Here is a 24,298-nt window from a genome sequence, read left to right on the forward strand (position 1 = left end):
TGAAGTTTGGGCCGGGACGGAATGGATGGCGGCCGCGACGCGTTCCAACAAGATACATAGTGTTTAGCGCGGCAAAGCCTGGGATGGGCCGTTCTGGAAATCGGAGGGATCATGCACTAAATGGACGCGGCAAAGGGGAACCGGCCATGTTCCAGCGTCTTAAGGCGTATTTAGATTCCATCCGCGCCCGCGATCCCGCGCCGCGCAGCCATGCCGAGATCCTGCTCTATCCGGGCGTGTGGGCACTCGCCTATCACCGGATCGCGCACGCGCTGTTCCGCAACCGCCTGTTCTTCCTCGCCCGCGTCGTCAACCACTGGTCGCGCTTCGTCACTGCGATCGACATCCATCCCGGCGCGAAGATCGGCCGCAACTTCTTCATCGACCATGGCTTCGTCGTGATCGGCGAGACGGCGGAGATCGGCGACGACGTCACCATCTACCAGTGCGTCACCCTGGGCGGCACCAGCCCGGACAATGGCGTGGGCGGCAAGCGCCACCCGACCATCCGGGACGGCGCGATCCTGGGCTCCGGCGCCCAGGTGCTGGGGCCGATCATCGTGGGCGAGCGTGCCCGGATCGGCGCGAATGCCGTGGTCACGCGGGACGTGCCCGAGGGCGCGGTGATGGTCGGCATTCCGGCCAAGCCCACGCTGGTCGAGGCGCAGAAGTGGCAGAAGGACTTCGTGCCCTATGGCACGCCCTGCAGCGAGCTGTTCGATCCGCAGACCCAGAAGCTCGAGATCATGCGCTGCGAGCTGGAAGCGATGCGCAAGCGGCTCGATGCCGTGCTGGCCGAGCGCCGCGAGCAAGGGGAGCAGCGCGACAGCGCCTAGATGGGTACCGTAACCCCGCTCCCCATCGGACGTCCCGGCCAGGTCGGCTTCGAGCGCCCGGAACTCACGCGCATCCTCGATCTCTACGGCCGCATGGTCGCCGCCGGGCATTGGCGCGACTATGCGATGAACTTCGATGCCGATGCCGCGATCTTCGCCGCCTTCCGCCGCGCCGCCGAGCGCCCGGAATACCGGATCGAGAAGCGCCCGGCGCTGCGCAGCCGCCAGGGCATGTGGGCGCTGGTCAACGAGAGCGGCATGATCCTCAAGCGCGGGCACGAACTGGGCCCGGTGCTCGCCCCGGTCGAGCGGCGGCTGATGAAGCTGGTCGAGGAGTGAAGAGCTGGAGGCCGGGGGCCCAATATTCTCCACCGTCTCCCGCGTTCTCCACCGTTATCCCCACTTTTCCTCCGTCATCCCCGCGCAGGCGGGGATCCAGGGCAGGGCCAGGAGCATGGGTCGCGAAGCTCGCCTTGCCGCCTCCGGTGACCGCGGACATGATTGCTTCGACTATCCCATGCTACCCTGGATCCCCGCCCGCGCGGGGATGGCGGAGGTAGCTTCGAGGGCTTGTTTGGGCTCTCACCCGGTACTGGGCCGGGGTGACGGATAAGGATGTCGCAGACGCCCACTTGCGGGATGGCCGGGCCTTTCGCGCCGCGCTATGTCCTCAGGCCAATCGAAAGGGGATTGTCGTGACGGATAGCGTGAAGCTCGAAGGCCAATGCCTGTGCGGCGCGGTGCAGGTGCGGGTCGCGCCGTCCGAACCGCATATCGGTGCCTGCCATTGCGGGATGTGCCGGCGCTGGGGCGGCGGCCCCGCCTTGTCGCTCAGGCTGGTGCCCGATCCCGAGATCGAGGGCGCCGAGCACATCGTGCGCTATTCGTCCTCCGATTGGGCGGAGCGCGGCTTCTGCCGGACCTGCGGCACGCATCTGTTCTATTTCTACAGGCCCCAATCGGGCTATTCCTTCCAGGCTGGCCTGTTCGGCGACCTGCAAGGCCATGACCTGGCCGAGGAGATCTTCATCGACGAGAAGCCGGACTATTACGACTTCGCCGGCGAGCGCGAACGGATGACCGGGGCCGAAGTGATGGCGAAGGCCGGGGTCAGCGGCGCCTGACGCCGCGCGCTTTCGGCGATCGCCCGGATCAGCGCTCCCAGGCCGCCGGGACCGGACTCATTCCTCCGGTCTCGCGGATCACCACCAGAGTCTCGAAGGTCCGCACGCGCTCGTCGGCCGAGAACAGCCGGCGGACCAGGTCGTCATAGCTTTCCATGTCGCGCGCGATGACCCGCACTGCGAAGTCATGGTCGCCGGTGACGTTCCAGGCCTCCATCACTTCGGGCTCGGCGCGGAAGATCTCGAACATCTCGGCCACCGTGTTGGCGTTCTCACGCTCCAGCGTCACCAGCACGATCATCGACAGCGGCCAGCCCAGCGTCCTGGGCCGCACCACGGCGATCTCGCGCTCGATCACGCCGCTCTCGCGCAGCCGGCGGATGCGGCGATAGCAGGCGGGGGCGGAGAGGCCGACCTTCTCCGCCAGTATCGCCACCGGCTGCTGGACATCGACCTGAAGCAGTTCGAGCAGCTTGAGGTCGAACGAATCGAGCGATTCAATCTTCGTCATCGCGGCAGCATAGAGCGATAAAGTTTATCGCATAACCGCAAAAATAAACCGCTCTTATCGACGGAAATCCCTATCTCTCGGGGCGTTCCTTCCACATCCAGTTCGAGTATCGTCCGATGAGCAGTGTCGCCGCCCTGCGGCCTATTTCCTCGCGCCTCGATGCGCTCGGCGTCGGCACACTGTTCCTGTCGATGTTCTCGGTGACCATCGGCGCGACCTTCGCCAAGCAACTCTTCCCGCTGGTCGGCGCGGAAGGGGCCACCGCGTTGCGCCTAGTCGTCGCTGCCGTGATCCTCTCGGCGATCTTCCGGCCGTGGCGATTGCGGCTCGATGCCGGCTGGCGCTCGCTGCTGGGCTACGGCCTGGTGCTCGGGGTGATGAACCTCAGCTTCTACAAGGCCCTGGCCTATATTCCGCTCGGCATCGCCATCGCGATCGAGTTCACCGGCCCGTTGGCGGTCGCGGTGCTTACTTCGCGCCGCCGGATCGATTTTCTGTGGATCGGGATCGCGGTATTCGGCCTGCTGCTGCTCCTGCCGATCTGGAAGGGCGCGGCGCATCTCGACTGGCGCGGCGTCGTGCTCGCGCTGATCGCCGGCGCCTGCTGGGCGGGCTATATCCTCACCGGCCGCCATGCCGGCCAGGCACACGGCCCCGCCGCCGCGGCCGGGGGCATGTTGATCGCGGCGCTCCTCGCTCTCCCCATCGGCGTGGCGCATGCCGGTGCGGCGCTGCTGCGGCCCGAGGCGCTGGTGCTCGGCCTGCTCGTCGGCATCGTCTCCAGCGCCATCCCCTATGCGCTCGAGATGATCGCGCTGCCGCGGCTGCCGGCCAACAGCTTCGGTACCCTGCTCAGCGCCGAGCCGGCGGTGGGCGCGCTGATGGGGCTGCTGCTGCTGGGCGAAGTGCTCACCGGCACCCAGTGGCTCGCGGTCTTCCTGATCGTCGTCTCTTCGATCGGCACTGCGATCAGCGCCCGGCCCGGGGCGGCGATCGAGCAGCCCTAGACGGAAAAACCCTCCCGCGCCGGAGCGCGGGAGGGGCAGGGTTTGGAAAGCCGGGCTGGGGACCTTGCTCTCCGCGCGAAGGCCTATGTCAGGATCAGGCCGTCACGATCTGGGTGGGCGGCAGCCGCTCCTCGAGCCCGCCGAGCAGACCGACGACCCGGCGGCGCACCGGCTGCCAGAAGGCCGAGAGCAGCAGCAGCGCCGATCCGATCACCAGCGCGGTGAGCGCCGCCGCCAGCTCGACCGCGCCGGTCGCCTGGAACAGCGCATACATTGCCCAGAGGACATAGATCAGGCTGGAGACGAGCAGCGCACGGCGATCGACCGCCAGCGCCACGAAGGCGAAGACCAGATAGAGCGCGATCACGATCGCCGCGGTCGGCCCGGTCACCTCGCCATCGAACACGCCGAGCATGTGGAACACCGGGTGCGCGATCAGCGGCGCGGCGGCAAGGTGCAGCCAGAAGGCCACGTCCGAGCGGCGGGTGCGGCGCTCCAGGTCGCTCATGTCCCAGCGCATCGCGAAGAAGAACATCGCCACGCCCGCGACGAGCAGCATCTCGTTCACCCAGTCCTTGGCCTGGGGCGCGAAGGCGAGCACCAGCGAGACGCCGACCCCGACCAGCGCCAGCGCGCCGGCTGCCACGGTGATCGGCACCATGAAGCGCTTCCAGTGGATCCAGGTGGCGGCAGCGGTGAGCAGGCCCACCACCGCGGCGACGCTGCCGGCCAGCTGCTGCTTCTGCAGGTCGCTGGCGAGGTGCATCTGCTCCTCGATCCAGGGGATATTGGCGGCGAAGATGCCCGAGAGGCCCGCCGCGACGCCGCCGGTGAAGCCGAGCAGCAGCAGGATCGAGGGGAGCGCCATGCGGCGGCGCGCGGTGAAATATTCGGCGAGCATCCAGCTCGTCGCGGCGACGGCGAAGCCCCCGCCGATCATATTGCCGCCGACGACGCGCTCCTCCGGTCCCGCGCCGATCAGCATCACCCCGAAATAGGCGCCGATGCGCGCCGCGGCGACCAGGATCAGCGCGGCGGCGATCGCCACGAAGATGTCGTTGAAGCCGGTGAGCAGCTTGAAATGCTCTTCGTCCACCGAGGGCGCCGATCGGCGCTCGGCGACATAGTTGCGCAGCGCATTGGCGGCGGCGGGGGAAAGCGCCCCCGCTTCCACGGCACTGGCCAGATCGCTTTCGCTGTACATGGCAGTTTCCTCCTGTGGGGAGGTTCTACCATATGTGTATTAGTGATGCAATACGGTGAGGCGGTTATCAGTCGAGCATCACCTGGTCGGTCACTTCGATCTCGCGGCCAGGCACTTTGCTGACCACCACAATGTAATGTGTGCCGTCGATGTCGAGCTTCCGCGTCACGTCGAGCGTGCCCGCGCGCAGCCGGAAACGGTGCGATCCCATGGCAATGTCCCGGTGGAGCCTGGCGGTAAGGCCGGTGGATGGGCTGTCCGCGGGAAATTTTCCATCGAAGACCAGCCTGTCGTCGATCCAGAATTGGAAGGGCGCGGCACCGTGCAGGTCGAGGAACAGGATCGAAGCCGGCATTGCCTCGCCCGCGCGCATGTCCCGTGCGGGTGCGGCATTCGGCGCGATCGCCAGGAGCGCCCCGGCGAGCGCGGCCCGCATGTTCATTTCTGCAGCTTCCCCAGGATCAGCATGGTCTGCTCCGCCCCCGAGCCCGGCACGATCTCGCCGGTCCGGTCGGTGATCTGCGCCCATTGCGCCTGCACTGCCTCGGGCGTCAGCGCCTCGAGCTTCGCACCCTGGGTCAACGTCACATAGGCGGCCTGGACCACGCCGCCGCCCGCGCCGACGATCTGGTTGGTCGGCGCGTCCTCGGAGACGAGGAAGAGCGCGGCGGGGGCGACATTCTCGGGAGCGAAGGCCTTGAAGGCTTCCTCGGGGAACAGGTCCTCGGTCATCCGCGTGCCCGCCACCGGCGCGATCGTGTTGACCTTGATCCCGTATTTGGCGCCCTCGAGATAGAGCGTCTTGGTCAGCCCGGCCAGGCCGAGCTTGGCCGCGCCGTAATTCGCCTGGCCGAAATTGCCGAACAGGCCGGTGGAGGAGGCGGTCATCAGGATGCGGCCGTAATTCTGGTCGCGCATCGTCTGCCACACCGCCTTGGTGCAATTGGCCGAGCCGATCAGATGGACGTCGACAACGAAGCGGAAATCGGCGGGCTCCATGTTGACGAAGCTCTTGTCGCGCAGCACGCCGGCATTGTTGATCAGGATGTCGATCCGGCCCCATCTGGCCTTGGCCGTCTCGACCATCGCGACCATATGATCGTAATCGGTCACGCTGCCGCCGTTCGACATCGCCTCGCCGCCCAGCGCCTCGATTTCCTCGACCACCTTGAGCGCCGCATCCGAATGGCCGGTGCCGTCGCGGGTGCCGCCCAGGTCGTTGATCACCAGCTTCGCCCCGCGCTTCGCCAGTTCGAGCGCATAGGCGCGGCCCAGGCCGCCCCCCGCGCCGGTGACGATGGCGACGCGGTCTTTGAAGTCGATGGTCATTGGTCTCTCCCGATGCTGGAGGGACCTTAGCCACAACCGTCAGGCGGCAACAATAACTGTCATCCCGCAACAGCAGCCATCATCCCGGCTTGCGCCGGGGTGACGGGAAGGGGCGGTCGCTGCGGCCGCCCCCCTCTCACCGCGACTGGCGGCAATGATCCTTGATGGTCTTGGAGCAGCGCGGATAGCTCTTCGGATCCGAAGGCATCGGTGCGGCCGCCTCGGGCGGCGGTGGCGCCGGAGCCGCTGCCGGAAGGGGCGGCGGCGCGGGCGGGGTGGGGGCCATCGCCGCGTCCGGAGCCGCGGGCGCATCCGGGGCGGCGGGCGGCGGACTGGTGGACGGCGGCGGCGGTGTTGCGGGATCGGCCGGCATGGCGGGATCGGCGGGCGGTGGTGGCGGTGGCGCGTCGCTCGGCGGTGCAGGCGGCGCAGGCGTGGTTTGCGGAGCGGTCTGGGGCATGTCCTGCGCGATGGCGGTGCCGCTCATCGCCAGGGCCGATGCCAGGAGCATGAACTTCATCGAAACTTCCTCTCTGTCGCCCCCGCCTTCCTGGCAAAAACGCATGTGCCGGGCGCAACGTTGCGCGCCCGGCACATTCGGTCCCGTAAAAAGGGGCGGTCGGCGCTATTGGCGCTGACGGCACCCGTCGAACTGGCCGCGCTTGCACATCGGATACACCGCCTTGGGTGCCGGCGGCGGGAAGGCCTGGGTCGGCGTCTGCGTGCTGGGCACGAAGACCACCTGGGCTCCCGGCGGCGGCGTGGAGCCGGTGCTGAACAGCGGCCCGGCCGGGGCATAGCCGCCCAGCTTGCTGGCATCGTTGTTGGTGGGGGAATCGGCCTTCTGGGCCGAAGTCTGCGCGTGCGCGGCGCCAGCAACGAAGGTCAGCGCGGCGGCCAGGGCAAGAAGTTTCATGGGATGCGTCTCCTGAAACCGGGCGAGATCGTTACGCCCGTGCCTGCAACGCGAGGAAACGCGGTTGGTTTCGTTAAATTGTGGTCATGTGCGGAGGGGGGGCCGTGAGGGAGTGACGAAGCGCCCTTCCGGAAGGCATTGCCATCCCGCCTGCGCGCCGGCCCGGGGAGCTGAAGGGTGGGGTGGCAGGTGGATTCCAACCACCAACTGTCACCCCGGCCTTGCCCCCGGGATCCATTGGGAGGCGAGCATCGGGCAGGAGACGCACGGGCAGAAATTGCGACGCGATGGACCCCTGCACAAGGCCAGGGTGACGACGGGTTGGCTGGCGGCCTTCCCGCACCCCGTCATTCCTGCGAAAGCGAGGACCCATCTCGTGCGTTGGCCGGGAATACACCCGCGGTGATTGGGGATGGTCCGGGAGATGGGTCCCCGCCTGCGCGGGGATGACGGCGTTTGCTGATCGGGCTCTGGCTCAATTCCCCGCGTCGAGCGCATATCCGGCGGAGCGCACGGTGCGGATGATGTCCGGCCGGTTGCCCTTGTTGATCGCCTTGCGCAGCCGGCGGATATGGACGTCCACCGTGCGGCTCTCGATGTCGCTGTCATGCCCCCATACCGCATCGAGCAGCCGCTCGCGCGAGAAGACCCAGCCCGGATGCTCGAGGAAATGCTTCAGCAGGCGAAACTCGGTCGGCCCCAGCTGCACCACTTCGCCCGAGCGGCGGACCTTGTGGCCCACCGTGTCCATCTCGATGTCCGAATAGGTCAGCGCCTCGCCGGCCAGGGCCGGGCGCACGCGCCGCAGCACCGCGCCCACCCGGGCGACGAGTTCGCGCGGAGAGAAGGGCTTGGTGACGTAATCGTCCGCCCCGGTCTCCAGCCCGCGCACGCGATCCTCCTCCTCGCCGCGCGCGGTGAGCATGATGATCGGCACGTTCGCCGTCTCCGGCATGCGGCGCAGGCGCCGGCACACTTCGATCCCGCTCAGCCCCTCGACCATCCAGTCGAGCAGCACGATGTCCGGCGTCGCCTCCTTGGCGAGCAGCAGCGCCTCTTCCCCGTCGGGCGTGTGCTTCACCTCATAGTCTTCGCGCTTGAAGTGATAGGCGACCAGTTCCGCGATCGCGGCGTCGTCCTCGACGAGAAGCATCTTCACTCGGGCCATATATTCCCCGTTTCCCCGCTCAGTTCGCTTGGGCCTCGCCGGTCTCGCGCTCGGCCATGTAATCGCCTGTCGCTGCGAAATAGACCATTTCGGCCACGTTGGTGGCGTGATCGCCGATCCTCTCCAGATTCTTCGCCACGAACAGCAGGTGCGCCACCTGGCTGATCGTCCTCGAATTCTCGACCATATAGGTCACCAGCGTGCGGAAGATCGAATCGTAGAAATCGTCGAGCGCATTGTCGCGCGCGCAGATTCGAACCGCCGCCTGGGCATCGCGCGCCGAATAGGCGTCGAGCACGTCGTGCACCATGTCCGCCGCCAGCTGCCCCATTGCGGGCAGGATCGAGACGACGTCGATCCGCTCCTCGCCAGTCTCGCCATGGATCATCGGCACGCGCTTGGCGATGTTCTTGGCATAGTCGCCGATCCGCTCGATCACGGCGGCGATCTTCAGCGCGGCGATGATCTCGCGCAGATCGTCCGCCATCGGCGCCCGCAGCGCGATGACGCGGACGACGAGCTTTTCCAGCTCGGCCTCGATCGCATCGATCTGCTTGTCCTTCTGGCGCACTTCATTGGCGAGCGCGGTGTCGCCCCGCTGGAGCGCCAGCATCGCGTCCTCGATCGCCTGCTCGGCCAGGCCGCCCATCTGCGAGATGAGCGCGCGCAGCTGTCCGATGTCCTGATCGAACGCCTTGACCGTATGTTCGTGGCTGCTCGCCATGGGCCTACTCCTAGCCGTAACGGCCGGTAATGTAATCCTTCGTCCGCTCCTGCTTCGGCGCGGTGAAGATGTTGTCGGTGTCGCCATACTCGACCAGCTGGCCGAGATGGAAGAAGGCGGTCTTCTGGCTGACGCGCGCCGCCTGCTGCATGTTGTGCGTGACGATCACGATCGCATAGCGCCCGCGCAGCTCGTGGATCAGCTCCTCGATCTTGGCAGTGGCGATCGGATCGAGCGCCGAGCAGGGCTCGTCCATCAGGATCACTTCGGGGTCGACCGCGATGGCGCGGGCGATGCACAGCCGCTGCTGCTGGCCGCCCGAGAGCGCCGTGCCGCTGTCCGAGAGCCGGTCCTTCACTTCGTCCCACAGGCCGGCGCGGCGCAGCGATCCTTCGACGATCCCGTCCAGCGCGACCTTGGAGGCGGCCAGGCCGTGGATGCGCGGGCCATAGGCGACATTCTCGTAGATCGACTTGGGGAAGGGATTGGGCTTCTGGAACACCATGCCCACCCGGGCGCGCAGCTGCACCACGTCCATTGCCGAGGAATAGATGTCCTCGCCGTCCAGCGTGATGTCGCCGGTCACCCTGGCCGAGGCGATGGTGTCGTTCATCCGGTTGAGCGTGCGCAGGAAAGTCGACTTGCCGCAGCCCGACGGGCCGATGAACGCCGTCACATGGTCCATGTCGACATCGATCGAGACGTCGCGGATCGCCTGCTTGTCGCCGTAGAAGACGTTCACGCCTCGCGCCGACATCTTGTGCCCGGTCGCCGTTGCAGTGGGAAGGGGAGTGGCGTCGGTCATTACCAGCGGGTCTCGAACTTGTTGCGAAGATAGATGGCGAGCCCGTTCATGGCGAGCAGGAACACCAGCAGCACCATGATCGCCGCGCTGGTCTTCTCCACGAAGCCGCGGCTCACTTCGTCCGACCACAGGAAGATCTGGACAGGCAGCACGGTGGCGGGATCGGTGAAGCCCTGGGGGGCAGTCACGATGAAGGCGCGCATGCCGATCAGCAGCAGCGGCGCGGTCTCGCCCAGCGCGCGGGCCATGCCGATGATCGTGCCGGTCAGGATGCCGGGCATGGCGAGCGGGAGGACATGGTGGAACACCACCTGGATCCGGCTCGCGCCGATGCCGAGCGCGGCGTCGCGGATCGACGGGGGCACGCCCTTGATCGCATTGCGGCTGGCGATGACGATGACGGGCATGATCATCAGCGCGAGCGTCAGCCCGCCGACCACCGCCGCCGAGCGCGGCAGCAGCGGGCCGAAGCTGTGCCCGCCGATCTGCCAGGTGCCCAGGAACACCGCGAGCCCGAGCAGGCCGAAGATGATCGAGGGCACCGCCGCCAGGTTGTTGATCGAGACTTCGATCAGGTCGGTCCAGCGGTTCTTCGGCGCATATTCCTCGAGATAGATCGCCGCCAGCACGCCCACCGGGAAGGCGATCAGGAAAGTCACCAGCATGGTGAGCAGCGAGCCCTTGAGCGCGCCCCAGATGCCCACCGCCACGGGATCGTTCGAATTGCTTGCGGTGAAGAAGCCCCAGTTGAAGCCGGTGCGCAGCTTGCCGGCGCTCCGCAGCCGGCTCGCATCGGCCTTCGCCGCCGCCGTGCCTTCGCCGCGCGCGCCCATTTCGAGCGCGGTCGAGGCGGGCACCCAGATGGTCTTCCTGCCGCTCAGGATCGAGGGATCGGCCTTGATCGCATCGCGCACCGTGATCCAGGCGCTGTTGGCGGCGAGCGAATGGTCGCCGCCGCTCTCCGCCGCGATCTCCACCTTGTCCTGCAGTCCGGCACCCGACAGCGCCAGGTCGGCGCCCGGCGTGGAAAGATGCGCGCGGTCGACCATCATCCCCATCTTCGGGAAGTCGAGGTCGAGCGCCACTTCGCTGCGGGTGAAGCCGCGCGCGCCGTTCGCCGCCATGGTGAGGATCAGGAAGGCCAGGAACGCGGCGGACAGGATCACCGCCAGCATCCCGAACAGGCGGAAGCGCCGCTCGGCGGCATAGCGGCGGCGGATGCGCTTCTGCATCGCCGCGCCCTTCCAGTCGGTCGGCGTCCGCTCGGGCGGCAGGGCAGGGGCGACGCGCTTATTCATAGGCTTCGCGATACTTCTTCACGACGCGCAGCGCGACGATGTTGAGCAGCAGGGTGATCACGAACAGCGTCAGGCCCAGCGCGAAGGCGGCCAGCGTCTTGGGGCTGTCGAACTCGCTCTCGCCGGTCAGCAGGTCGACGATCTGCTTGGTGACGGTGGTGGCGCTCTCGAACGGGTTGAGCGTGATGTTGGCCGCGCCCGAAGCGGCCATCACCACGATCATCGTCTCGCCGATCGCGCGGGAAACGGCCAGCAGCACGCCCGCCACCACGCCGGGCAGCGCCGCGGGGAGCAGCACGCGCGAGATCGTCTCGGAATTGGTCGCGCCCATCGCCAGGCTGCCGTCGCGCATCGCGGTGGGCACGGCGGCGATCGAATCGTCCGCCAGCGAGGAGACGAAGGGGATGATCATCACGCCCATCACCAGGCCGGCGGCCAGCGCGCTCTCGGCCGAGGCGAAGGGCATGCCCAGATGCACCGCCAGGTCGCGCACCGCCGGCGCCACGGTCAGCGCGGCGAAATAGCCATAGACCACCGTCGGCACGCCGGCGAGGATCTCGAGCATCGGCTTCATCCAGCGGCGCACGCGCGGCGCGGCATATTGGGTCAGGTAGATCGCGCTCATCAGCCCGAAGGGGATGGCCACCAGCATCGCGATCACCGCGCCGATGAAGAAGGTGCCCCAGAACAGCGGCACCGCGCCCAGCGACTTGCCCGGGTTGTTCGGATCGATCAGCTGCGGGCTCCAATGCGTGCCGAGCAGGAAGTCCTGCGGCGGCACCATCGCGAAGAAGCGGATCGATTCCCAGAACAGCGACAGGAAGATGCCGATCGTCGTCAGGATCGCGATCAGCGAGGCGACGAGCAGGATCAGCATCAGCCCGCGCTCCACCTTGGTGCGGGCGCGAAAGGCCGGGCTGATCCGGCTGAAGGCGAAGGCGCCCCCGGCAAAGGCCAGCAGGATGGCGATCGCCGTGCCGGTCCAGCCATAAAAGGCGATCGCCTCGCGCATCGGCGCCACCAGCGCATCGGCGGTGGGATCGAAGGTCGAGTCGGCCCGGCCCAGCGCCACGTCGCGCGCCTCGCCCAGGATCGTGTCGCGCTCGAACGCGAAATCCGAGAGCTGGCTGGCTGCCGGCGCCTTGAGCACCTGGTCCTTGATCAGCGCGGGGCTTAGCGCCGTCCATGCCGCGACGAACAGCAGCGCGGGCAGCACCGTCCACATCGCCACGTACCAGCCATGCTGCGAGGGCAGCGAATGCAACCGCTTCTGTCCGCCGCGATCGAACCGCACGGCGCGCGCGCGCGCGGTCAGCCAGCCGATCAGGCCAAGGCCGACCACCACGAACAGGAGCGCGAAGACATTCACCAGGACGTCAGCTCGGTACGGGATTCAGGAAGGAAAGCGATGATGTCCTCGTTTCAGTGCAGCTGGGAGGGGTCGAGCGCAATCCCCTTCTCGATGATCTCGGCCGAATGCTCCTGCACCTCGCTCGGTGCCGCGATCAGCCCGCGCTTGGTCAGCTCGCCCTTCGGCTTCCACATCGTGGCATAGAGGTTCAGGAAGTCCTGCATCCCGCGCACCGCCTTGATGTGGCGCTGCTTCACATAGATGTAGAGCGGGCGGCCGCCCGGATATTTGCCGGTGACGATCTCGTTGTTGGTCGGCTCCACGCCCTCGATCGGCGTGCCGTGCAGCCGGTCGATATTCTCCTCGAGATAGGAATAGCCGAAGATGCCCAGCGCATTGGGATTCTGGCTCAGGCCCTGGACGATCAGATTGTCGTTCTCACCCTTGTCGACATAGGGGCCGTCGTCGCGGATGCGCAGGCATGCGTCCTGGAACTTGGCCGGGTCGTGCCCTTCCTTGAGCGCCTTGGCCTCGGGATAGGCCTCCAGGCAACCCGGCTCGAGCATCAGCTCGGTGAAGGCGTCGCGCGTGCCGCTGGTCGAGGGCGGGCCCATCACATAGATCGGGATCGCCGGCAGCGCCGGATTGACGTCCTTCCAGGTCTTGGCGGTATTGGGCTTGCCCATCGGGTTGGCCGCCAGCGCGAGATACAGGTCCTTGCGGCTGAGCTTCAGCCGGGGGCCGGCATTGCTCTCGGCCAGCACCACGCCGTCCAGCCCGATCTGCACTTCCAGAATCTCGCCGACATTGTTCTTCTGGCAGGTGTCGTATTCGGTGCGCTTCATCCGGCGCGATGCGTTGGCGATGTCGGGATATTGCGATCCCACGCCTTCGCAAAAGGCGCGGAAGCCCGCGCCCGAGCCGATCGATTCGATCACCGGGGCCGCGCGGCGCTTGTCCTGGTTGACAAAGGCTTCGGCCACCGCGGTGGTGAAGGGAAAGACGGTCGAGCTGCCCACGGCGCGGATCGGGCGGGTGGTCCCGCTGTCGCAAGCCGAGAGAGCCACTGCGGAAAGCGCGAAAAGCACAAGTCTGCCAAGCATCGCCGTCTCCTGTCCCTGGGATTTAAGAATCACGGGGCACGCGCCCGGACGGCCGCCCCCATCGGGGCCCTTCGGCCCCTAGCGTGACAGGTTCATGACAATCGGTGGACGGGGAGCAGCACGGTCACCGTCGAGCCCTTGCCCACGGTGCTGGCAATGTCGAACCGCCCGCGGTGCCGCTCGACAATATGCTTGACGATGGCGAGCCCCAGCCCGGTGCCGCCCAGCGTGCGGCTGCGTCCCGAATCGACACGGTAGAAGCGCTCGGTCAGGCGCGGCAGATGCTCGGGCGCGATGCCCTCGCCCTGGTCGGTCACGGTCAGCCGCACCATCGAATCGCCCTCGGGCGTGAGGCTGACCAGGATCGGCGTGCCCTCGCGGCCATATTTCATCGCGTTGCCGATCACGTTGTGGAGCAGCTGGCTGAGCTGCGAGGCGTCGCCGCGCACCGGCTCGGTCTCGGCGATCTCGGTGACCACGTCCGCCGCGCGCGGCGCGCCGGAGAGCTCCAGGCACACTTCGTCGATCAGCTCGTCCATCGCCACCGGATTGTCCGGCGCGCGATATTTCTCCGCCTCGATCCGGCTGAGCGAGATCAGGTCGTCGATCAGTCGCTGCATGCGGCGCGCCTCGTCGTGCATGATCTTCAGGAAGCGCTTGCGGATGCCGGGCTCCTCGCTCGCGCCGTCCTCCAGCGTCTCGACATAGCCGAGCAGCGAGGCGAGGGGCGTGCGCAGCTCGTGGCTGGCATTGGCGACGAAGTCGACGCGGATGCGCTCGCTCGCATAGCTGCCGGTGCGGTCGATCAGGTGGACGATGCGGCGGCCGTCGCCCAGCGCGGTCACCCGCATCTCCCAGCGCTGGTCGCGCGTGCCCAGGCCGACCAGGTGGATTGGGGCCGAGGAGTCATGGTCGTTCGGGTTCATCAGCCGTTCGGCGGCGGCCGGATGGCGGATGGCGATGCGCACGTCCTCGCCCAGGATGTGCTGGCCAAGCAGGGTGCGCGCGGGCGGATTGGCCGCGATCACGCGCCGGTCGGCGATCAGCAGCACCGGCTCGGCGATCGCGTCGAGCACCTCCGCGATGCCCGGGCCCTCGGCAGCCGCGGGCGCGGTGTCGAGCGGGCCCATCGGGTCGCCGCCGGCCGCCGCCACCAGCACGGCGGCGACGCCGCATACCAGCATGACGAGGCTTACCTGCACGTCGCCGTTGAGCAGCAGCCCCGCGAGCGCGCCCGCGGCGGCGATGCCGAGCGCCACGAGCGCCTTTATACCAGGAGAATAGGGCATTCAGCGCCTTACTAGGGGCGGCGCGCGCGTTCGTCATCCCGCAACTGAGGGCGCTTCCGCGAAAGCGGCGGCGCGCCTGTCCCACAATTTACGATTGCGAAAGAGGGCGGGGCGCAGGACAATGCGCCATGGCAGACGAAGATCCGGGTCCCAAGGCTAGTCGCCGCGCGCTGATGCTGGGCGCCGCGAGCGCATCGGCGATCGTCTCGATCCGGCCGGCGCTGGCGCAGACCAGCGCCTCGGTGATGCATTGCGAGATCCCGGTTCCGGATCCCGGCCGCGCGGGCCAATATGTCGCCGCCGATGGCAAGCTCGTTCCCGCCGGCACTCCAGGCGCCTTTCCGGCGGCCGGCACGCCGTTCAAGGCCGAGGACGTCAAGCGCGCGCTGAACGGCGGCACGCTGCCCGGCACCACCTACGAACAGAGCCGCGCCTACACCAACTATATCCGCCGCCTCCAGTCGGGCACCAGCGGCTTCACCTGCTTCGCCTCGCTGCAGATGCCGCGCGGCTGAGGCTCATGTTCGCGCAGCGACGCGGAGAGCGCAGAGGGGTTTTGCTCACGGCTAGCCCTAGCACCGCGGCAGCGGCAGGAATTCTGGAAACGTCGCAATGGAGGGCACCGCTGGCGCGGCGCGAGGCACCTCTGCGCTCTCTGCGCCTCTGCGCGACCCCCCCCTTCCTTCGTCGCGCCTTCGCGCCTTCGCGTGAAACAAAATGACGGCCTATCGCGCCGCGCCGCCGGAGACCCTGCGCATCGTCCCCCTGGACGCGCTCACGCTGATCTACCACCGGGCTTCCGGCATCACCCATGTCGTCGACGCGCCCGTTCCCGAGATGCTCGAGGCGCTCGCCGCCGACGAACTCACCGTTGACCAGCTGCTCACCCGCCTGGCCGAGCGCTACGACTTGCTCGATGCCGATCCCGCCGCGCTGGCCGTGCGCCTCGACGAACTGGTCCAGGCAGGCCTGGTGGAGCGGCTGTGAGGCACGCCACCCGCCTCGCCATCGGCCCCGCCGGCTTCCGCATCGGCAGCGACTGGCGGGCGCCGATCGCGCAGCTGGAGGATCTGTACCGCGACTATCCTCGGCCCGACATTCCCGACTTCAACGTCCATCTCTTCGCCGCGCGGCCCTGGCGGAAACTCCTCCGCCCGGCGGTCCATATCGGCGGCGACTACAGCATTCCGGACGCTGCGCCGCTGCCGCTGGCCCAGGGGCTGCTCGCCGCCGAAATGGGGATGAACCTCCAGATGGCGCTCGCCCAGCGCCGCTTCCTGCTGCTGCACGCGTCCGCGGTCGAGCGGAACGGTAGGGCGGTGCTGATGACCGGCATCTCGGGCGCGGGCAAATCCACGCTCGCGGCGCTCCTGATGGCGCGCGGCTGGCGGCTGATGGGCGACGAGTTCGTGCTGATCGACCCCGCCACCGGCCTGGCCCATGGCTTTCCCCGGCTGATCAGCCTCAAGAACCAGGCGATCGCGGTCGCCCGTGCCGCGTTGCCCGAGGGACGGTTCGGGCCGCTGCTCGCCGGCACGCCCAAGGGCGATATCCGCCATCTCGTCCCCGATGCCCGCGCGATCGCCGCGATGGCCGTGCCCGCCGAGCCGGCCCTGCTCCTCTTCCCGCGCTTCGGCTTCGCGGCCGCCGAACGACCGGTGCCGCCCAGCGAGGCGTTCGTCCGGCTGACCCAGGCGTCGACCAACTATGTCCACCTCGCCGAGCGCGGTTTCGAGGCGCTCACCCGGCTCGTGCAGGCCATTCCGGCGCGGGCGATAGACTATCCGGACACCGCAAGCGGCACCGCCCTGGTCGAGGCGCTGGCATGAGCCCGGGCTGGCGCCTGGCCCATGTGCTGCGCGATCCCGGTGCCGCGCTCGGCTTCTCCGCGCGGGAATGGGCCGAGCTTTTCGCCGTGGCCCGCGCCGAGCAGATGGCGGGCACGCTCGCGCACCGGCTGAACGGCCTGGCGCTTCCGGCCGGGGTCCAGCGCCTGGTCGACGATGCGATCGCCTCGGCCGGGCAGGTCCGCCTGGCGGCGCTATGGGAGGCGGAGATGGCCCGGCGGGCGCTGGCGCCGCTCGGCATGCCGGTGGTGCTCCTCAAGGGCACCGCCTTCGCCGCTGCCGGGCTCTCGCCCTCGGTGGGGCGCAACATCGGCGATCTGGACATATTGGTCCCCCGCGGCCGGATCGGCGAGGCCGAGGCCGCCCTGCTCGCCGCCGGCTGGGAATGGGTGAAGCCCGATCCCTATGACGATGCCTATTATCGCCGCTGGATGCACGAGTTGCCCCCGCTCATTCACCGCGAGCGCGACCGGATGATCGACGTCCACCACACGATCCTGCCCCTGACGGCCAGGATTACCCCCGACGCCGAGGCGCTGCTGGCCGCCAGCGAGCCGCTCGGCAACGGCCTGTCCGTCCTTTCCGGCCCGGATCGCCTGCTCCACGCCGCCGCGCACCTCCTGGCGGACGGCGATCTCGCCGGCGGGATGCGCAATTTGTGGGACATCCACTGCATGTTCGTGTCCGAAGCGCCCGCCGGCCTGCCGGAGCGCGCCCGCCACCACGGCCTGGCCCGTGCGCTGGCCCGTGCCGCCCGCCTGACGCATGCCCTGTACGGCACCGAGGTGCCCCCGGAATGGCGGGGCCTGGGCGCTCTCGATCGCCTCTATCTCCGCCGCCTCACGGCCCGGGACGGCTGGGGCCGCCAGACCCGCAGGCTCACCCGGCTGGTCTTCTATGTCCGCAGCCATTGGCTGCGCATGCCGCCCCTGTTGCTGGCCCGGCATCTCTGGACCAAATATCGCAAGGGCTATCGGCCGGTCGGCTGAAGGCATTGAAACAAAACAGGAACGAATTCTTGCCTTGCAGGGCGCTCGCGGCTATCCTGCTGGCATTCGAGCAGGAAGGATTGCCATGTTCCGCAAGGTCGCGTTCACCATGTATCCGGTCGTCGACCTCGCGCGGGCGCGCGGCTTCTACGAGGAGACGCTCGGCCTGCCTCCCAGCCGGGCACCGGAAGGGATTCCGTGGATCGAATTCGACCTGCCGGGTGGCGGGTGCCTCGCGCTGACCAACGTCACCGGCGACAGGCCGGCATCCGATGCCGGCGGCACGATCGCCTTCGAGGTCGAGGATCTCGATGCGCTCTGCGCGGAGCTGGAAGCGAAGGGCGTCACCTTCAAGAGCGACCTGATCCACTCGCCCGTCTGCCGCATGCGGGTGATCGCCGACAGCGAAGGCAATGCCATCCTGCTCCACCAGCTGAAGGAGCGGGACTGATCTGCGCCACGTCCTTTTCATCATCCCCGCGCGGGCGGGTGCGACGGGGCGCGCTGATCGGGCCCTCGCGGCCCTAGGCCGGTAGTTCTACCCCCAGCCGCTCCAGCGTCGGCATCAGCTCGGCATAGCTGTCGATCACCGCATCGGCGCCGAGTTCCTCCACCGGCTGGGAGAGGAAGCCGAAGCTGACGGCGATGCTCGGGACCCCGGCATTCCTCGCGGCCAGCGTGTCGAAGATCGAATCGCCCACGAATGCCGCGCGCCCGCCGCCGCAGCGCCGGATCATCTCGCGGATGGGCAGGGCGGAGGGCTTGGCGTTGCCGCTGCCCATCGTGTCGCCGCCGATGATCGTGGCGAACCGCGCGCGCAGCCCCAGCTCTCCGATCAGCTTCGCCGCCAGATCCTCGCGCTTGTTGGTCACGATCGCCAGCGTCACGCCCCGGGCCGCCAGCGTGTCCAGCGCCTCGATCATGCCCGGGAAGGGGCGCGAATGGTCGGTGAGATGGTCGCGATACCAGTCGAGCAGCGCCGGGAGGAGCCAGGCCATCTGGGCCTCGTCATGGCCGCCGGATGCGTCCAGCGCCTGCTCCAGCATGTGCTTGCCGCCGCGCCCCACCATCGTCATCACCGCGGCCTTGTCGAGCAGCGGCCGCCCGGCCAGGCCAAGCGCATGGTTGGTGGCGCCCAGCAGGTCCATGCTGGTGTCGATCAGAGTGCCGTCCAGGTCGAAGCCGACGATGTCGAAGGGGAAATCAGCCATCGTGGTGCTGCCTGCCAGCGGGGCTATGGAATTGGCAAGTGTAACGTGGCAGGGGACGGGTCCACGGAGGACAAATGACCGCACCGATCGCAGCAATCATCCTCGCGGCCGGCAAGGGCACGCGGATGAAGTCGGACACCCACAAGGTGCTCCATCCCATTGCCGGGCGGCCGATGCTGCTCCACCTGATCGACAGCGTGAAGGCGCTGGGCGTGGAGCGCGAGGTGGTGGTGGTCGGCGCGGGCCGCGAGCAGGTCGAGGCGGCGGTCCATCCGCTCGGCGTCGAGACCGCGGAACAGGCCGAGCAGCTCGGCACCGGCCACGCCGTGCGCATGGCGGAGGGTGCGCTGGCCGGCTTCCGGGGCGACGTGCTGATCCTCTATGGCGACGTGCCGCTCGTCACGACCGAGACGATGCGCCGGATGATCGAGGCGCTCCACGGCGATGGCGGCCCCAGCGTGGTGGTGCTCGGCTTCCGGCCCGCCGATCCCGGCGCCTATGGCCGGGTGATCGTCGGCCCCGACGGCCGGCTCGACAAGATCGTCGAGTATAAGGATGCCACGCCCGAGGAACGGGCGGTGACGCTGTGCAATTCCGGCCTGATGGCGGTGCGCTCGTCCGATCTGTTCCGCCTGCTCGCCCGGTTGGGCAACGACAATGCGGCGGGCGAATATTACCTCACCGACCTGGTGGAGCTGGCCCGCCAGGACGGCCGGTTCTCGGTCGGCATCGAGACCGACGCGATCGAGGTGGCGGGAGTGAACAGCCGCGGCGAGCTCGCCCTCCTCGAACAGGAATGGCAGCAGCGCCGCCGCGCCCGCGCCATGATCGAGGGGGCCACGCTGGTCGCGCCGGAGACGGTGTGGTTCGCACATGACACCCGGGTCGGCCGTGACGTCACGATCGAGCCGCACGTGGTGTTCGGCCCCGGCGTCGCGGTGGCGGACCGCGTCACCATCCATGCCTTCACCCATGTCGAGGGCGCCGAGATCCTGTCCGGCGCCGATATCGGGCCCTATGCCCGCCTGCGCCCCGGCGCGCGGATCGAGCAGGGTGCCAAGGTCGGCAATTTCGTCGAGATCAAGCAGGCAGTGCTCGGCCCTGGCGCCAAGGCGAACCATCTGAGCTATATCGGCGATGCCACGGTGGGGGCCGGGGCGAATATCGGCGCCGGCACCATCACCTGCAATTATGACGGATTTTTAAAGTACCGGACAGTGATCGGAAACGGCGCCTTTGTAGGTAGCAACAGCGCCCTGGTCGCGCCCGTCACCATCGGCGACGGCGCGATCGTGGGGGCCGGTTCGGTGGTGACCCGCGACGTCGAAGGCGATGCGCTGGGGATCACCCGGGCCGAGCAGCAGGTGAAGCCGGGCTGGGCGCGGAAATTCCGCGAGGCGATGAAGGCGAAGAAGGAGGCAGCGAAGAAGTGATGCGTATGCGAACCCTGTTCTCGATGCTTGCATTGACCGTCGCCGCGCCCGCCGTCGCGCAGACCGCCGCACCGATGAGCCCCGGCCAGGCGATCGAGGCCGTCGCGGCCTCGAAGACCGGGGAGGTCGAGGGGGTGTTCGAGTTCGTCGTCGCCTCGGCCGGCGCGGGCGGCTTCAGCGTCTATCTGAACTCGGCGGCCAATTATCGCGACCCGGGCAACCTCACCATCGAGCTGCATTCGGCGGCGATCGCCGCGCTGAAGCAGAAGCTCGGCGGCTATCCCGAGGACGTGCTCACCGGCAAGCGCGTGCGCGTGAAGGGCATTGCCCGCCGCGTGCCGGTCGGCTCGCATTTCCAGACGCGCATCGCGGTCGAGAGCGTCGCCCAGATCGAAATCCTCGGCTGATTGCCGGGCCCAGAGCAGGAACACCCAGAGCATGTGCGGAATCGTCGGAATCGTCGGCAAGGAGGAAGTCGCGGAGCGGCTGTTCGACGGTCTCAAGCGCCTCGAATATCGCGGATACGACTCGGCCGGCATCGCCACGGACGTGGACGGCCGGATCGAGCGGCGCCGCGCCTCGGGCAAGCTGGTCAATCTCGGCAAGGAGCTCGCGGCCAATCCGCTGCCCGGCACCACCGGCATCGCGCATACCCGCTGGGCGACGCATGGTGGCCCGACCACGAACAACGCCCACCCGCACGCGACCGGCGAGCTGGCGCTAGTCCACAACGGCATCATCGAGAATTTCAAGCCGCTGCGCGATGAGCTGATCGCCCGCGGCCGCAAGTTCGAGAGCGAGACCGACACCGAAGTCGTCGCGCACCTTGTCAGCGAGAAGGTCGAGGCCGGCATGGCGCCCGCCGAGGCCGTCGCCGAAGTGCTGCCGCGCCTCCACGGCGCTTTCGCGCTCGCCATCCTGTTCCGCCAGCATCCGGACCTGCTGATCGGCGCGCGTCTCGGCTCGCCGCTGGTCGTCGGCTATGGCGACGGCGAGACCTATCTCGGCTCGGACGCGCTGGCGCTCGCGCCGCTCACCCAGCGCATCGCCTATCTCGACGAGGGCGACTGGGTCGTCATCACCCATGACGGCGCTCAGATCTTCGATCGGGACAATAATCCCGTCGAGCGGCCGATCACCATCTCCGGCGTCACCGGCGATCTCGTCTCCAAGGGCAACCACCGGCATTATATGCTCAAGGAGATCTACGAGCAGCCGATCGTCGTCGCCCAGACGCTGCGCGCCTATCTTCAGCGGATGGAAGAGCGGGTCACGCTGCCGATCCCCGATTTCGACCTGTCGGCGATCAAGCGCGTCACCATCGTCGCCTGCGGCACCAGCTTCTATGCCGGCATGGTTGCCAAATACTGGTTCGAGCAGTTCGCCCGCGTGCCGGTCGACCTCGATGTGGCGAGCGAGTTCCGTTACCGCGCGCCGGTGATGGAAGAGGGCGGGCTGATGATCGTGATCAGCCAGTCGGGCGAGACGGCGGACACGCTCGCGGCGCTGCGCCATGCCCGCGCCGAGGGCCAGACGATCGCCGCGGTGGTCAATGTCCCCACCAGCTCGATGGCGCGCGAGGCGGATCTGCTGCTGCCGACGCATGCCGGGCCGGAGATCGGCGTCGCCTCGACCAAGGCCTTTACCTGCCAGCTCGCGGTGCTCGCCGCGCTCGCTGCCAATCTGGCGAAGGCGAAGGGCAAGCTCACCGAGGCCGAGGAGAAGGCGATCGTCAAGCACCTCGCCGAAGCGCCGGCCGCGCTCAACGGCGCGCTCGCCTATGACGAGGCGATCCAGGCGATGGCCGGCATCGTCGCGGCGGCGCGCGACGTGCTCTATCTGGGGCGCGGCACCGATTATCCGCTGGCGCTCGAGGGTGCGCTGAAGCTCAAGGAAATCAGCTATATCCATGCCGAGGGCTATGCCGCCGGCGAGATGAAGCACGGCCCGATCGCGCTGATCGACGATGCCGTGCCGGTGATCGTGATCGCCCCCTCGGGTCCGCTCTTCGAGAAGACCGTGTCGAACATGCAGGAAGTGCAGGCGCGCGGCGGCAAGGTGATCCTGATCTCGGACTATGACGGCATCGAAGCGGCGGGCGAGGGCACGGTCGCGACGATCACCATGCCCAAGGTCCACCCGTTGATCGCGCCGCTCGTCTATGCGGTGCCGGTGCAGCTGCTCGCCTATCATGTGGCGGTGGCCAAGGGCACGGATGTCGATCAGCCGCGCAACCTGGCGAAGTCGGTCACTGTCGAATAGGCGGCTTCAGGGCCGCCAGGACATGGCGACATGGGTGCCGGCGACTTCGCCGGCATCGGCAAAGCCCAGCCGCCGGTAGAGCGCATGGGCGCGCGGATTCGTGCGGGCGACGCTCAGGCGCAGGCCGGCGGCGCCCGCGTCGCGCGCGGCTCCTTGCAGCCAGCCGATCAGCGCGCTGCCGATCCCGCCGGCCTGGACCCTTGCGTCGAGCAGGATGTCGATCAGTACCCATTCCGGGCCGCTGCGATCGAAGTAGAAGCGGCCGATCGGCGCATCCTGGCGGGTCACCAGCCGGAAATCGCCCTTGCGATGGTGCTTCACGAAATGCGTGTGCTGGAGCGCGAACTGCTCGTCGAGAAAGCTGCGCTTCTGCGCAGGTGACCAGGGCGCGAGGAGCAGCTCGGCCATGCGCGCGGCGGCATGCAGATCGGCGAGCAGCGGCATGTCGCCCGCGCGCGCGGGCGGCAGCGCCACGTCCAGCATGCGCAGCGCCTCCGGCAGCTCGGGCAGCGGTCGCGGAGTGGGGAAGGGTGCTAGCATGCCATCGGCTCTAGCATGATATCGGCTTTTGCCCCGAAATGGCGCGGACCGGCTTCACGCGCTGCCGCGGACCCGGCAGGATGCCCCTTTCGGAGCCGGAGCGATCGTCCGTTCGGCGGGAGGGGAAGAACATCATATGAGAGTGCTGACACCGGAAGATTTCGAGCCCTGGGTCGGTCGCAAGGTCCGTCTCAGCACCCTGCCCAATCCGGTGGAGATCACGCTGGTCCGCATCGAGCGCAGGCCGGTGCTGATCGGCATCGACACGCGCGAGCCCTTCTCGCTATTCTTCGAAGCGCCGCTCGACGTCTATCTGATGGACGCCTCGTTCGAGATGGATTGCGGCAAGGGCGGCCCCCACGAAATCCTGATCAGTCAGCTGGTTCCCTCGGCCACCGCCCGCCATTATCAGGCGGTGTTTTCCTGACCTACGGGCTGGGCCGAGGCCCAGCTGGCGAAGAACCCGGCCGCGCCGCCGCTCGCGCGGCGCGGCCGGGCCTTTCCCGGGTTCCGGCTCAGTTCCGCGACGGGAAGACGCCCTCGAGCGCGATGTTGGTCTGGATGCCCAGATAGGGCTGCATGACCGGGACGGGCTGGCTGCCGCCGCTGTTGGCGACGGTTACCGTGCCGGTGCCGCCACCGCCGCCGGTGATGTTCAGGCCGCCCAGGTTGACCGGCGTCGTGCCCGACTGGCCGGCCGGCACATAGAAGGTCGGCGTGATGCTGCCCGAGGAATCATTGGCGACGCCGAGGAACGAGCCGGCGGCCGGTATTGCGGTCTCCGAGCCGATGGCGCCGGTCATCGCCTGGAGCGTGCCGGAAACCGTGCCGCCGCCGGTGGGCGTGAAGGTGGCGAGGTGGTTGTGGATCGGCATCTGCAGGATGCTGAGCACCTCGCTGTTCACGCCGCCGATCTCACCCAGGGTGATCGGGGTGAGCCCCGGGCCGTTGCCCTGGCCGATAAAGACGCGGCCCCGCGAGTCGGGGAGGCCGAAGGTGCTCTGGCCATTGCCGCCATAGACGGTGCCCAGCAGCGAGAACAATGCGGTATTCTGCTGGATCGACATGATCTGGCCCTGGCACGGCGCCCAGCCGCGCGGCGCGAAGTTGAAGCCGACCTGCATGATTTGACCGATGAATGGTTCCGACATTTTGCCCCTCCCAATTTGAAGCGGCCCGGACGGTAACTCAAAAATGGAGGGGCGTCGCGTCCTGCTTGCCAAAACGGACCAAAATCATTTCTGGAACCAAATTGGTGTAATGATTAACGATTCGGCTACTGGACCATCCCAAGTCGAGACGCGGGCTTAAGATTGCATGTTTCTGAATTTACATGCATAACATGGCGAAA

29 protein-coding genes are annotated in these 24,298 nt (G+C 67.9%); 13 read left to right on the top strand and 16 right to left on the bottom strand.

The features are described from left to right. The first annotated feature begins 146 nt into the window (after positions 1-146). The 3 genes from epsC to ACIQCS_RS02180 all read left to right on the top strand — a co-directional run bounded on the left by epsC (position 147) and on the right by ACIQCS_RS02180 (position 1,960). Positions 147-836 carry a serine O-acetyltransferase EpsC gene (gene epsC, locus ACIQCS_RS02170; protein ID WP_345850752.1) on the top strand — a complete coding sequence of 230 codons (690 nt, stop codon included), beginning with the start codon at positions 147-149 and terminating at the stop codon, positions 834-836. Further along, a complete protein-coding gene (locus tag ACIQCS_RS02175) occupies positions 837-1,175 on the top strand; it encodes a DUF2794 domain-containing protein (protein ID WP_345850753.1) in 339 nt (112 codons plus the stop codon). A gap of 356 nt (positions 1,176-1,531) precedes the next feature. Then, entirely contained in the window at positions 1,532-1,960 is a 429-nt protein-coding gene (locus ACIQCS_RS02180; RefSeq protein ID WP_345850754.1) for a GFA family protein, read from the top strand. A 28-nt stretch (positions 1,961-1,988) separates the two neighbouring features. On the opposite strand, the gene ACIQCS_RS02185 is transcribed toward ACIQCS_RS02180, so the two are convergent. After that, positions 1,989-2,471, bottom strand: coding sequence for an Lrp/AsnC family transcriptional regulator (locus tag ACIQCS_RS02185; protein WP_345850756.1), 483 nt, complete (start codon positions 2,469-2,471; stop codon positions 1,989-1,991). 116 nt (positions 2,472-2,587) lie between these two features. On the opposite strand from ACIQCS_RS02185, the gene ACIQCS_RS02190 reads away from it, so the two are divergent. Further along, positions 2,588-3,478 carry an EamA family transporter gene (locus ACIQCS_RS02190; RefSeq protein WP_345850757.1) on the top strand — a complete coding sequence of 297 codons (891 nt, stop codon included), beginning with the start codon at positions 2,588-2,590 and terminating at the stop codon, positions 3,476-3,478. Positions 3,479-3,572: 94 nt separating this feature from the next. On the opposite strand, the gene ACIQCS_RS02195 is transcribed toward ACIQCS_RS02190, so the two are convergent. The 12 genes from ACIQCS_RS02195 to ACIQCS_RS02250 form a co-directional block, all read right to left on the bottom strand. Continuing rightward, positions 3,573-4,682, bottom strand: a complete 1,110-nt coding sequence (locus tag ACIQCS_RS02195; protein WP_345850759.1) for a hypothetical protein — start codon at positions 4,680-4,682, stop codon at positions 3,573-3,575. Positions 4,683-4,749: 67 nt separating this feature from the next. Continuing rightward, positions 4,750-5,124: a hypothetical protein gene (locus tag ACIQCS_RS02200; protein ID WP_345850760.1), complete on the bottom strand. Its 375-nt coding sequence runs from the start codon at positions 5,122-5,124 to the stop codon at positions 4,750-4,752. After that, positions 5,121-6,011: an SDR family NAD(P)-dependent oxidoreductase gene (locus ACIQCS_RS02205; protein WP_345850761.1), complete on the bottom strand. Its 891-nt coding sequence runs from the start codon at positions 6,009-6,011 to the stop codon at positions 5,121-5,123. Before ACIQCS_RS02205 ends, ACIQCS_RS02200 begins: the two co-directional genes overlap by 4 nt. A 136-nt stretch (positions 6,012-6,147) precedes the next feature. Beyond that, the gene (locus ACIQCS_RS02210) at positions 6,148-6,531 is read right to left on the bottom strand and encodes a Fe-S oxidoreductase (protein WP_345850762.1); all 384 of its coding nucleotides are present in this window, start codon (positions 6,529-6,531) and stop codon (positions 6,148-6,150) included. 105 nt (positions 6,532-6,636) lie between these two features. After that, the gene (locus tag ACIQCS_RS02215; RefSeq protein WP_345850764.1) at positions 6,637-6,927 is read right to left on the bottom strand and encodes a hypothetical protein; all 291 of its coding nucleotides are present in this window, start codon (positions 6,925-6,927) and stop codon (positions 6,637-6,639) included. A 475-nt stretch (positions 6,928-7,402) separates the two neighbouring features. Beyond that, a complete protein-coding gene (gene phoB / locus ACIQCS_RS02220) occupies positions 7,403-8,095 on the bottom strand; it encodes a phosphate regulon transcriptional regulator PhoB (RefSeq protein WP_280278106.1) in 693 nt (230 codons plus the stop codon). Positions 8,096-8,114: 19 nt separating this feature from the next. After that, positions 8,115-8,819, bottom strand: a complete 705-nt coding sequence (gene phoU, locus ACIQCS_RS02225; protein WP_345850765.1) for a phosphate signaling complex protein PhoU — start codon at positions 8,817-8,819, stop codon at positions 8,115-8,117. Between the two features lie 10 nt (positions 8,820-8,829). Next, complete coding sequence (gene pstB, locus ACIQCS_RS02230) at positions 8,830-9,624, bottom strand: phosphate ABC transporter ATP-binding protein PstB (protein WP_345850766.1); 795 nt, start codon at positions 9,622-9,624, stop codon at positions 8,830-8,832. Further along, positions 9,624-10,922, bottom strand: a complete 1,299-nt coding sequence (pstA, locus tag ACIQCS_RS02235) for a phosphate ABC transporter permease PstA (protein ID WP_345850767.1) — start codon at positions 10,920-10,922, stop codon at positions 9,624-9,626. Before pstA ends, pstB begins: the two co-directional genes overlap by 1 nt. Beyond that, complete coding sequence (pstC, locus tag ACIQCS_RS02240; RefSeq protein WP_345850768.1) at positions 10,915-12,291, bottom strand: phosphate ABC transporter permease subunit PstC; 1,377 nt, start codon at positions 12,289-12,291, stop codon at positions 10,915-10,917. Before pstC ends, pstA begins: the two co-directional genes overlap by 8 nt. 53 nt (positions 12,292-12,344) lie before the next feature. Then, positions 12,345-13,376, bottom strand: a complete 1,032-nt coding sequence (locus ACIQCS_RS02245; RefSeq protein ID WP_345850769.1) for a substrate-binding domain-containing protein — start codon at positions 13,374-13,376, stop codon at positions 12,345-12,347. Positions 13,377-13,468: 92 nt separating this feature from the next. After that, complete coding sequence (locus ACIQCS_RS02250; RefSeq protein ID WP_345850771.1) at positions 13,469-14,665, bottom strand: ATP-binding protein; 1,197 nt, start codon at positions 14,663-14,665, stop codon at positions 13,469-13,471. Between the two features lie 128 nt (positions 14,666-14,793). Here ACIQCS_RS02250 and ACIQCS_RS02255 point away from each other — a divergent pair, with 128 nt between their 5' ends. The 5 genes from ACIQCS_RS02255 to ACIQCS_RS02275 all read left to right on the top strand — a co-directional run bounded on the left by ACIQCS_RS02255 (position 14,794) and on the right by ACIQCS_RS02275 (position 17,952). Continuing rightward, positions 14,794-15,180 carry a hypothetical protein gene (locus tag ACIQCS_RS02255; RefSeq protein ID WP_345850772.1) on the top strand — a complete coding sequence of 129 codons (387 nt, stop codon included), beginning with the start codon at positions 14,794-14,796 and terminating at the stop codon, positions 15,178-15,180. Between the two features lie 202 nt (positions 15,181-15,382). Then, on the top strand, positions 15,383-15,652 hold the full coding sequence (locus tag ACIQCS_RS02260) for an HPr-rel-A system PqqD family peptide chaperone (RefSeq protein ID WP_345850774.1): 270 nt from the start codon (positions 15,383-15,385) through the stop codon (positions 15,650-15,652). Continuing rightward, complete coding sequence (locus ACIQCS_RS02265) at positions 15,649-16,494, top strand: HprK-related kinase A (RefSeq protein WP_345850775.1); 846 nt, start codon at positions 15,649-15,651, stop codon at positions 16,492-16,494. The genes ACIQCS_RS02260 and ACIQCS_RS02265 overlap by 4 nt, the downstream gene beginning before the upstream one ends. Further along, complete coding sequence (locus ACIQCS_RS02270; RefSeq protein WP_345850776.1) at positions 16,491-17,501, top strand: nucleotidyltransferase family protein; 1,011 nt, start codon at positions 16,491-16,493, stop codon at positions 17,499-17,501. Before ACIQCS_RS02265 ends, ACIQCS_RS02270 begins: the two co-directional genes overlap by 4 nt. Positions 17,502-17,586: 85 nt before the next feature. Next, complete coding sequence (locus ACIQCS_RS02275; protein ID WP_345850777.1) at positions 17,587-17,952, top strand: VOC family protein; 366 nt, start codon at positions 17,587-17,589, stop codon at positions 17,950-17,952. A 73-nt stretch (positions 17,953-18,025) separates the two neighbouring features. On the opposite strand, the gene ACIQCS_RS02280 is transcribed toward ACIQCS_RS02275, so the two are convergent. Continuing rightward, on the bottom strand, positions 18,026-18,712 hold the full coding sequence (locus tag ACIQCS_RS02280; protein WP_345850779.1) for an HAD hydrolase-like protein: 687 nt from the start codon (positions 18,710-18,712) through the stop codon (positions 18,026-18,028). 74 nt (positions 18,713-18,786) lie between these two features. Here ACIQCS_RS02280 and glmU point away from each other — a divergent pair, with 74 nt between their 5' ends. Genes glmU through glmS form a run of 3 tightly spaced genes read left to right on the top strand, consistent with a single transcriptional unit; the run spans position 18,787 to position 22,407 of the window. Continuing rightward, positions 18,787-20,145 (top strand): bifunctional UDP-N-acetylglucosamine diphosphorylase/glucosamine-1-phosphate N-acetyltransferase GlmU, encoded by a 1,359-nt coding sequence (gene glmU, locus ACIQCS_RS02285; protein WP_345850780.1) that lies wholly within the window; start codon positions 18,787-18,789, stop codon positions 20,143-20,145. Continuing rightward, positions 20,145-20,552 (top strand): hypothetical protein, encoded by a 408-nt coding sequence (locus ACIQCS_RS02290; protein ID WP_345850781.1) that lies wholly within the window; start codon positions 20,145-20,147, stop codon positions 20,550-20,552. The genes glmU and ACIQCS_RS02290 overlap by 1 nt, the downstream gene beginning before the upstream one ends. A 31-nt stretch (positions 20,553-20,583) precedes the next feature. Then, a complete protein-coding gene (glmS, locus tag ACIQCS_RS02295) occupies positions 20,584-22,407 on the top strand; it encodes a glutamine--fructose-6-phosphate transaminase (isomerizing) (protein WP_280278127.1) in 1,824 nt (607 codons plus the stop codon). Positions 22,408-22,413: 6 nt separating this feature from the next. Here glmS and ACIQCS_RS02300 read toward each other — a convergent pair whose 3' ends face one another. Next, a complete protein-coding gene (locus ACIQCS_RS02300; protein WP_345850783.1) occupies positions 22,414-22,947 on the bottom strand; it encodes a GNAT family N-acetyltransferase in 534 nt (177 codons plus the stop codon). 136 nt (positions 22,948-23,083) lie between these two features. Here ACIQCS_RS02300 and ACIQCS_RS02305 point away from each other — a divergent pair, with 136 nt between their 5' ends. Next, positions 23,084-23,374, top strand: coding sequence for a DUF6916 family protein (locus ACIQCS_RS02305; RefSeq protein ID WP_345850784.1), 291 nt, complete (start codon positions 23,084-23,086; stop codon positions 23,372-23,374). Between the two features lie 88 nt (positions 23,375-23,462). Here ACIQCS_RS02305 and ACIQCS_RS02310 read toward each other — a convergent pair whose 3' ends face one another. After that, positions 23,463-24,098, bottom strand: coding sequence for a tail fiber protein (locus ACIQCS_RS02310; protein ID WP_345850786.1), 636 nt, complete (start codon positions 24,096-24,098; stop codon positions 23,463-23,465). Positions 24,099-24,298 lie beyond the last annotated feature (200 nt).

It is taken from the genome of Sphingomonas sp. NPDC092440 (assembly GCF_044754985.1).
Taxonomy (GTDB): domain Bacteria; phylum Pseudomonadota; class Alphaproteobacteria; order Sphingomonadales; family Sphingomonadaceae; genus Sphingomonas.

Coding starts and splice junctions, on each gene's coding strand:
- epsC (WP_345850752.1), top strand. CDS start 147: ATGTTCCAGCGTCTTAAGGCGTATTTAGATTCCATCCGCGCCCGCGAT.
- ACIQCS_RS02175 (WP_345850753.1), top strand. CDS start 837: ATGGGTACCGTAACCCCGCTCCCCATCGGACGTCCCGGCCAGGTCGGC.
- ACIQCS_RS02185 (WP_345850756.1), bottom strand. CDS start 2,471: ATGACGAAGATTGAATCGCTCGATTCGTTCGACCTCAAGCTGCTCGAA.
- ACIQCS_RS02190 (WP_345850757.1), top strand. CDS start 2,588: ATGAGCAGTGTCGCCGCCCTGCGGCCTATTTCCTCGCGCCTCGATGCG.
- ACIQCS_RS02195 (WP_345850759.1), bottom strand. CDS start 4,682: ATGTACAGCGAAAGCGATCTGGCCAGTGCCGTGGAAGCGGGGGCGCTT.
- ACIQCS_RS02200 (WP_345850760.1), bottom strand. CDS start 5,124: ATGAACATGCGGGCCGCGCTCGCCGGGGCGCTCCTGGCGATCGCGCCG.
- ACIQCS_RS02205 (WP_345850761.1), bottom strand. CDS start 6,011: ATGACCATCGACTTCAAAGACCGCGTCGCCATCGTCACCGGCGCGGGG.
- ACIQCS_RS02210 (WP_345850762.1), bottom strand. CDS start 6,531: ATGAAGTTCATGCTCCTGGCATCGGCCCTGGCGATGAGCGGCACCGCC.
- ACIQCS_RS02215 (WP_345850764.1), bottom strand. CDS start 6,927: ATGAAACTTCTTGCCCTGGCCGCCGCGCTGACCTTCGTTGCTGGCGCC.
- phoB (WP_280278106.1), bottom strand. CDS start 8,095: ATGGCCCGAGTGAAGATGCTTCTCGTCGAGGACGACGCCGCGATCGCG.
- phoU (WP_345850765.1), bottom strand. CDS start 8,819: ATGGCGAGCAGCCACGAACATACGGTCAAGGCGTTCGATCAGGACATC.
- pstB (WP_345850766.1), bottom strand. CDS start 9,624: ATGACCGACGCCACTCCCCTTCCCACTGCAACGGCGACCGGGCACAAG.
- pstA (WP_345850767.1), bottom strand. CDS start 10,922: ATGAATAAGCGCGTCGCCCCTGCCCTGCCGCCCGAGCGGACGCCGACC.
- ACIQCS_RS02245 (WP_345850769.1), bottom strand. CDS start 13,376: ATGCTTGGCAGACTTGTGCTTTTCGCGCTTTCCGCAGTGGCTCTCTCG.
- ACIQCS_RS02250 (WP_345850771.1), bottom strand. CDS start 14,665: ATGCCCTATTCTCCTGGTATAAAGGCGCTCGTGGCGCTCGGCATCGCC.
- ACIQCS_RS02255 (WP_345850772.1), top strand. CDS start 14,794: ATGGCAGACGAAGATCCGGGTCCCAAGGCTAGTCGCCGCGCGCTGATG.
- ACIQCS_RS02260 (WP_345850774.1), top strand. CDS start 15,383: ATGACGGCCTATCGCGCCGCGCCGCCGGAGACCCTGCGCATCGTCCCC.
- ACIQCS_RS02270 (WP_345850776.1), top strand. CDS start 16,491: ATGAGCCCGGGCTGGCGCCTGGCCCATGTGCTGCGCGATCCCGGTGCC.
- ACIQCS_RS02275 (WP_345850777.1), top strand. CDS start 17,587: ATGTTCCGCAAGGTCGCGTTCACCATGTATCCGGTCGTCGACCTCGCG.
- ACIQCS_RS02280 (WP_345850779.1), bottom strand. CDS start 18,712: ATGGCTGATTTCCCCTTCGACATCGTCGGCTTCGACCTGGACGGCACT.
- glmU (WP_345850780.1), top strand. CDS start 18,787: ATGACCGCACCGATCGCAGCAATCATCCTCGCGGCCGGCAAGGGCACG.
- ACIQCS_RS02290 (WP_345850781.1), top strand. CDS start 20,145: ATGCGTATGCGAACCCTGTTCTCGATGCTTGCATTGACCGTCGCCGCG.
- glmS (WP_280278127.1), top strand. CDS start 20,584: ATGTGCGGAATCGTCGGAATCGTCGGCAAGGAGGAAGTCGCGGAGCGG.
- ACIQCS_RS02300 (WP_345850783.1), bottom strand. CDS start 22,947: ATGCTAGCACCCTTCCCCACTCCGCGACCGCTGCCCGAGCTGCCGGAG.
- ACIQCS_RS02305 (WP_345850784.1), top strand. CDS start 23,084: ATGAGAGTGCTGACACCGGAAGATTTCGAGCCCTGGGTCGGTCGCAAG.
- ACIQCS_RS02310 (WP_345850786.1), bottom strand. CDS start 24,098: ATGTCGGAACCATTCATCGGTCAAATCATGCAGGTCGGCTTCAACTTC.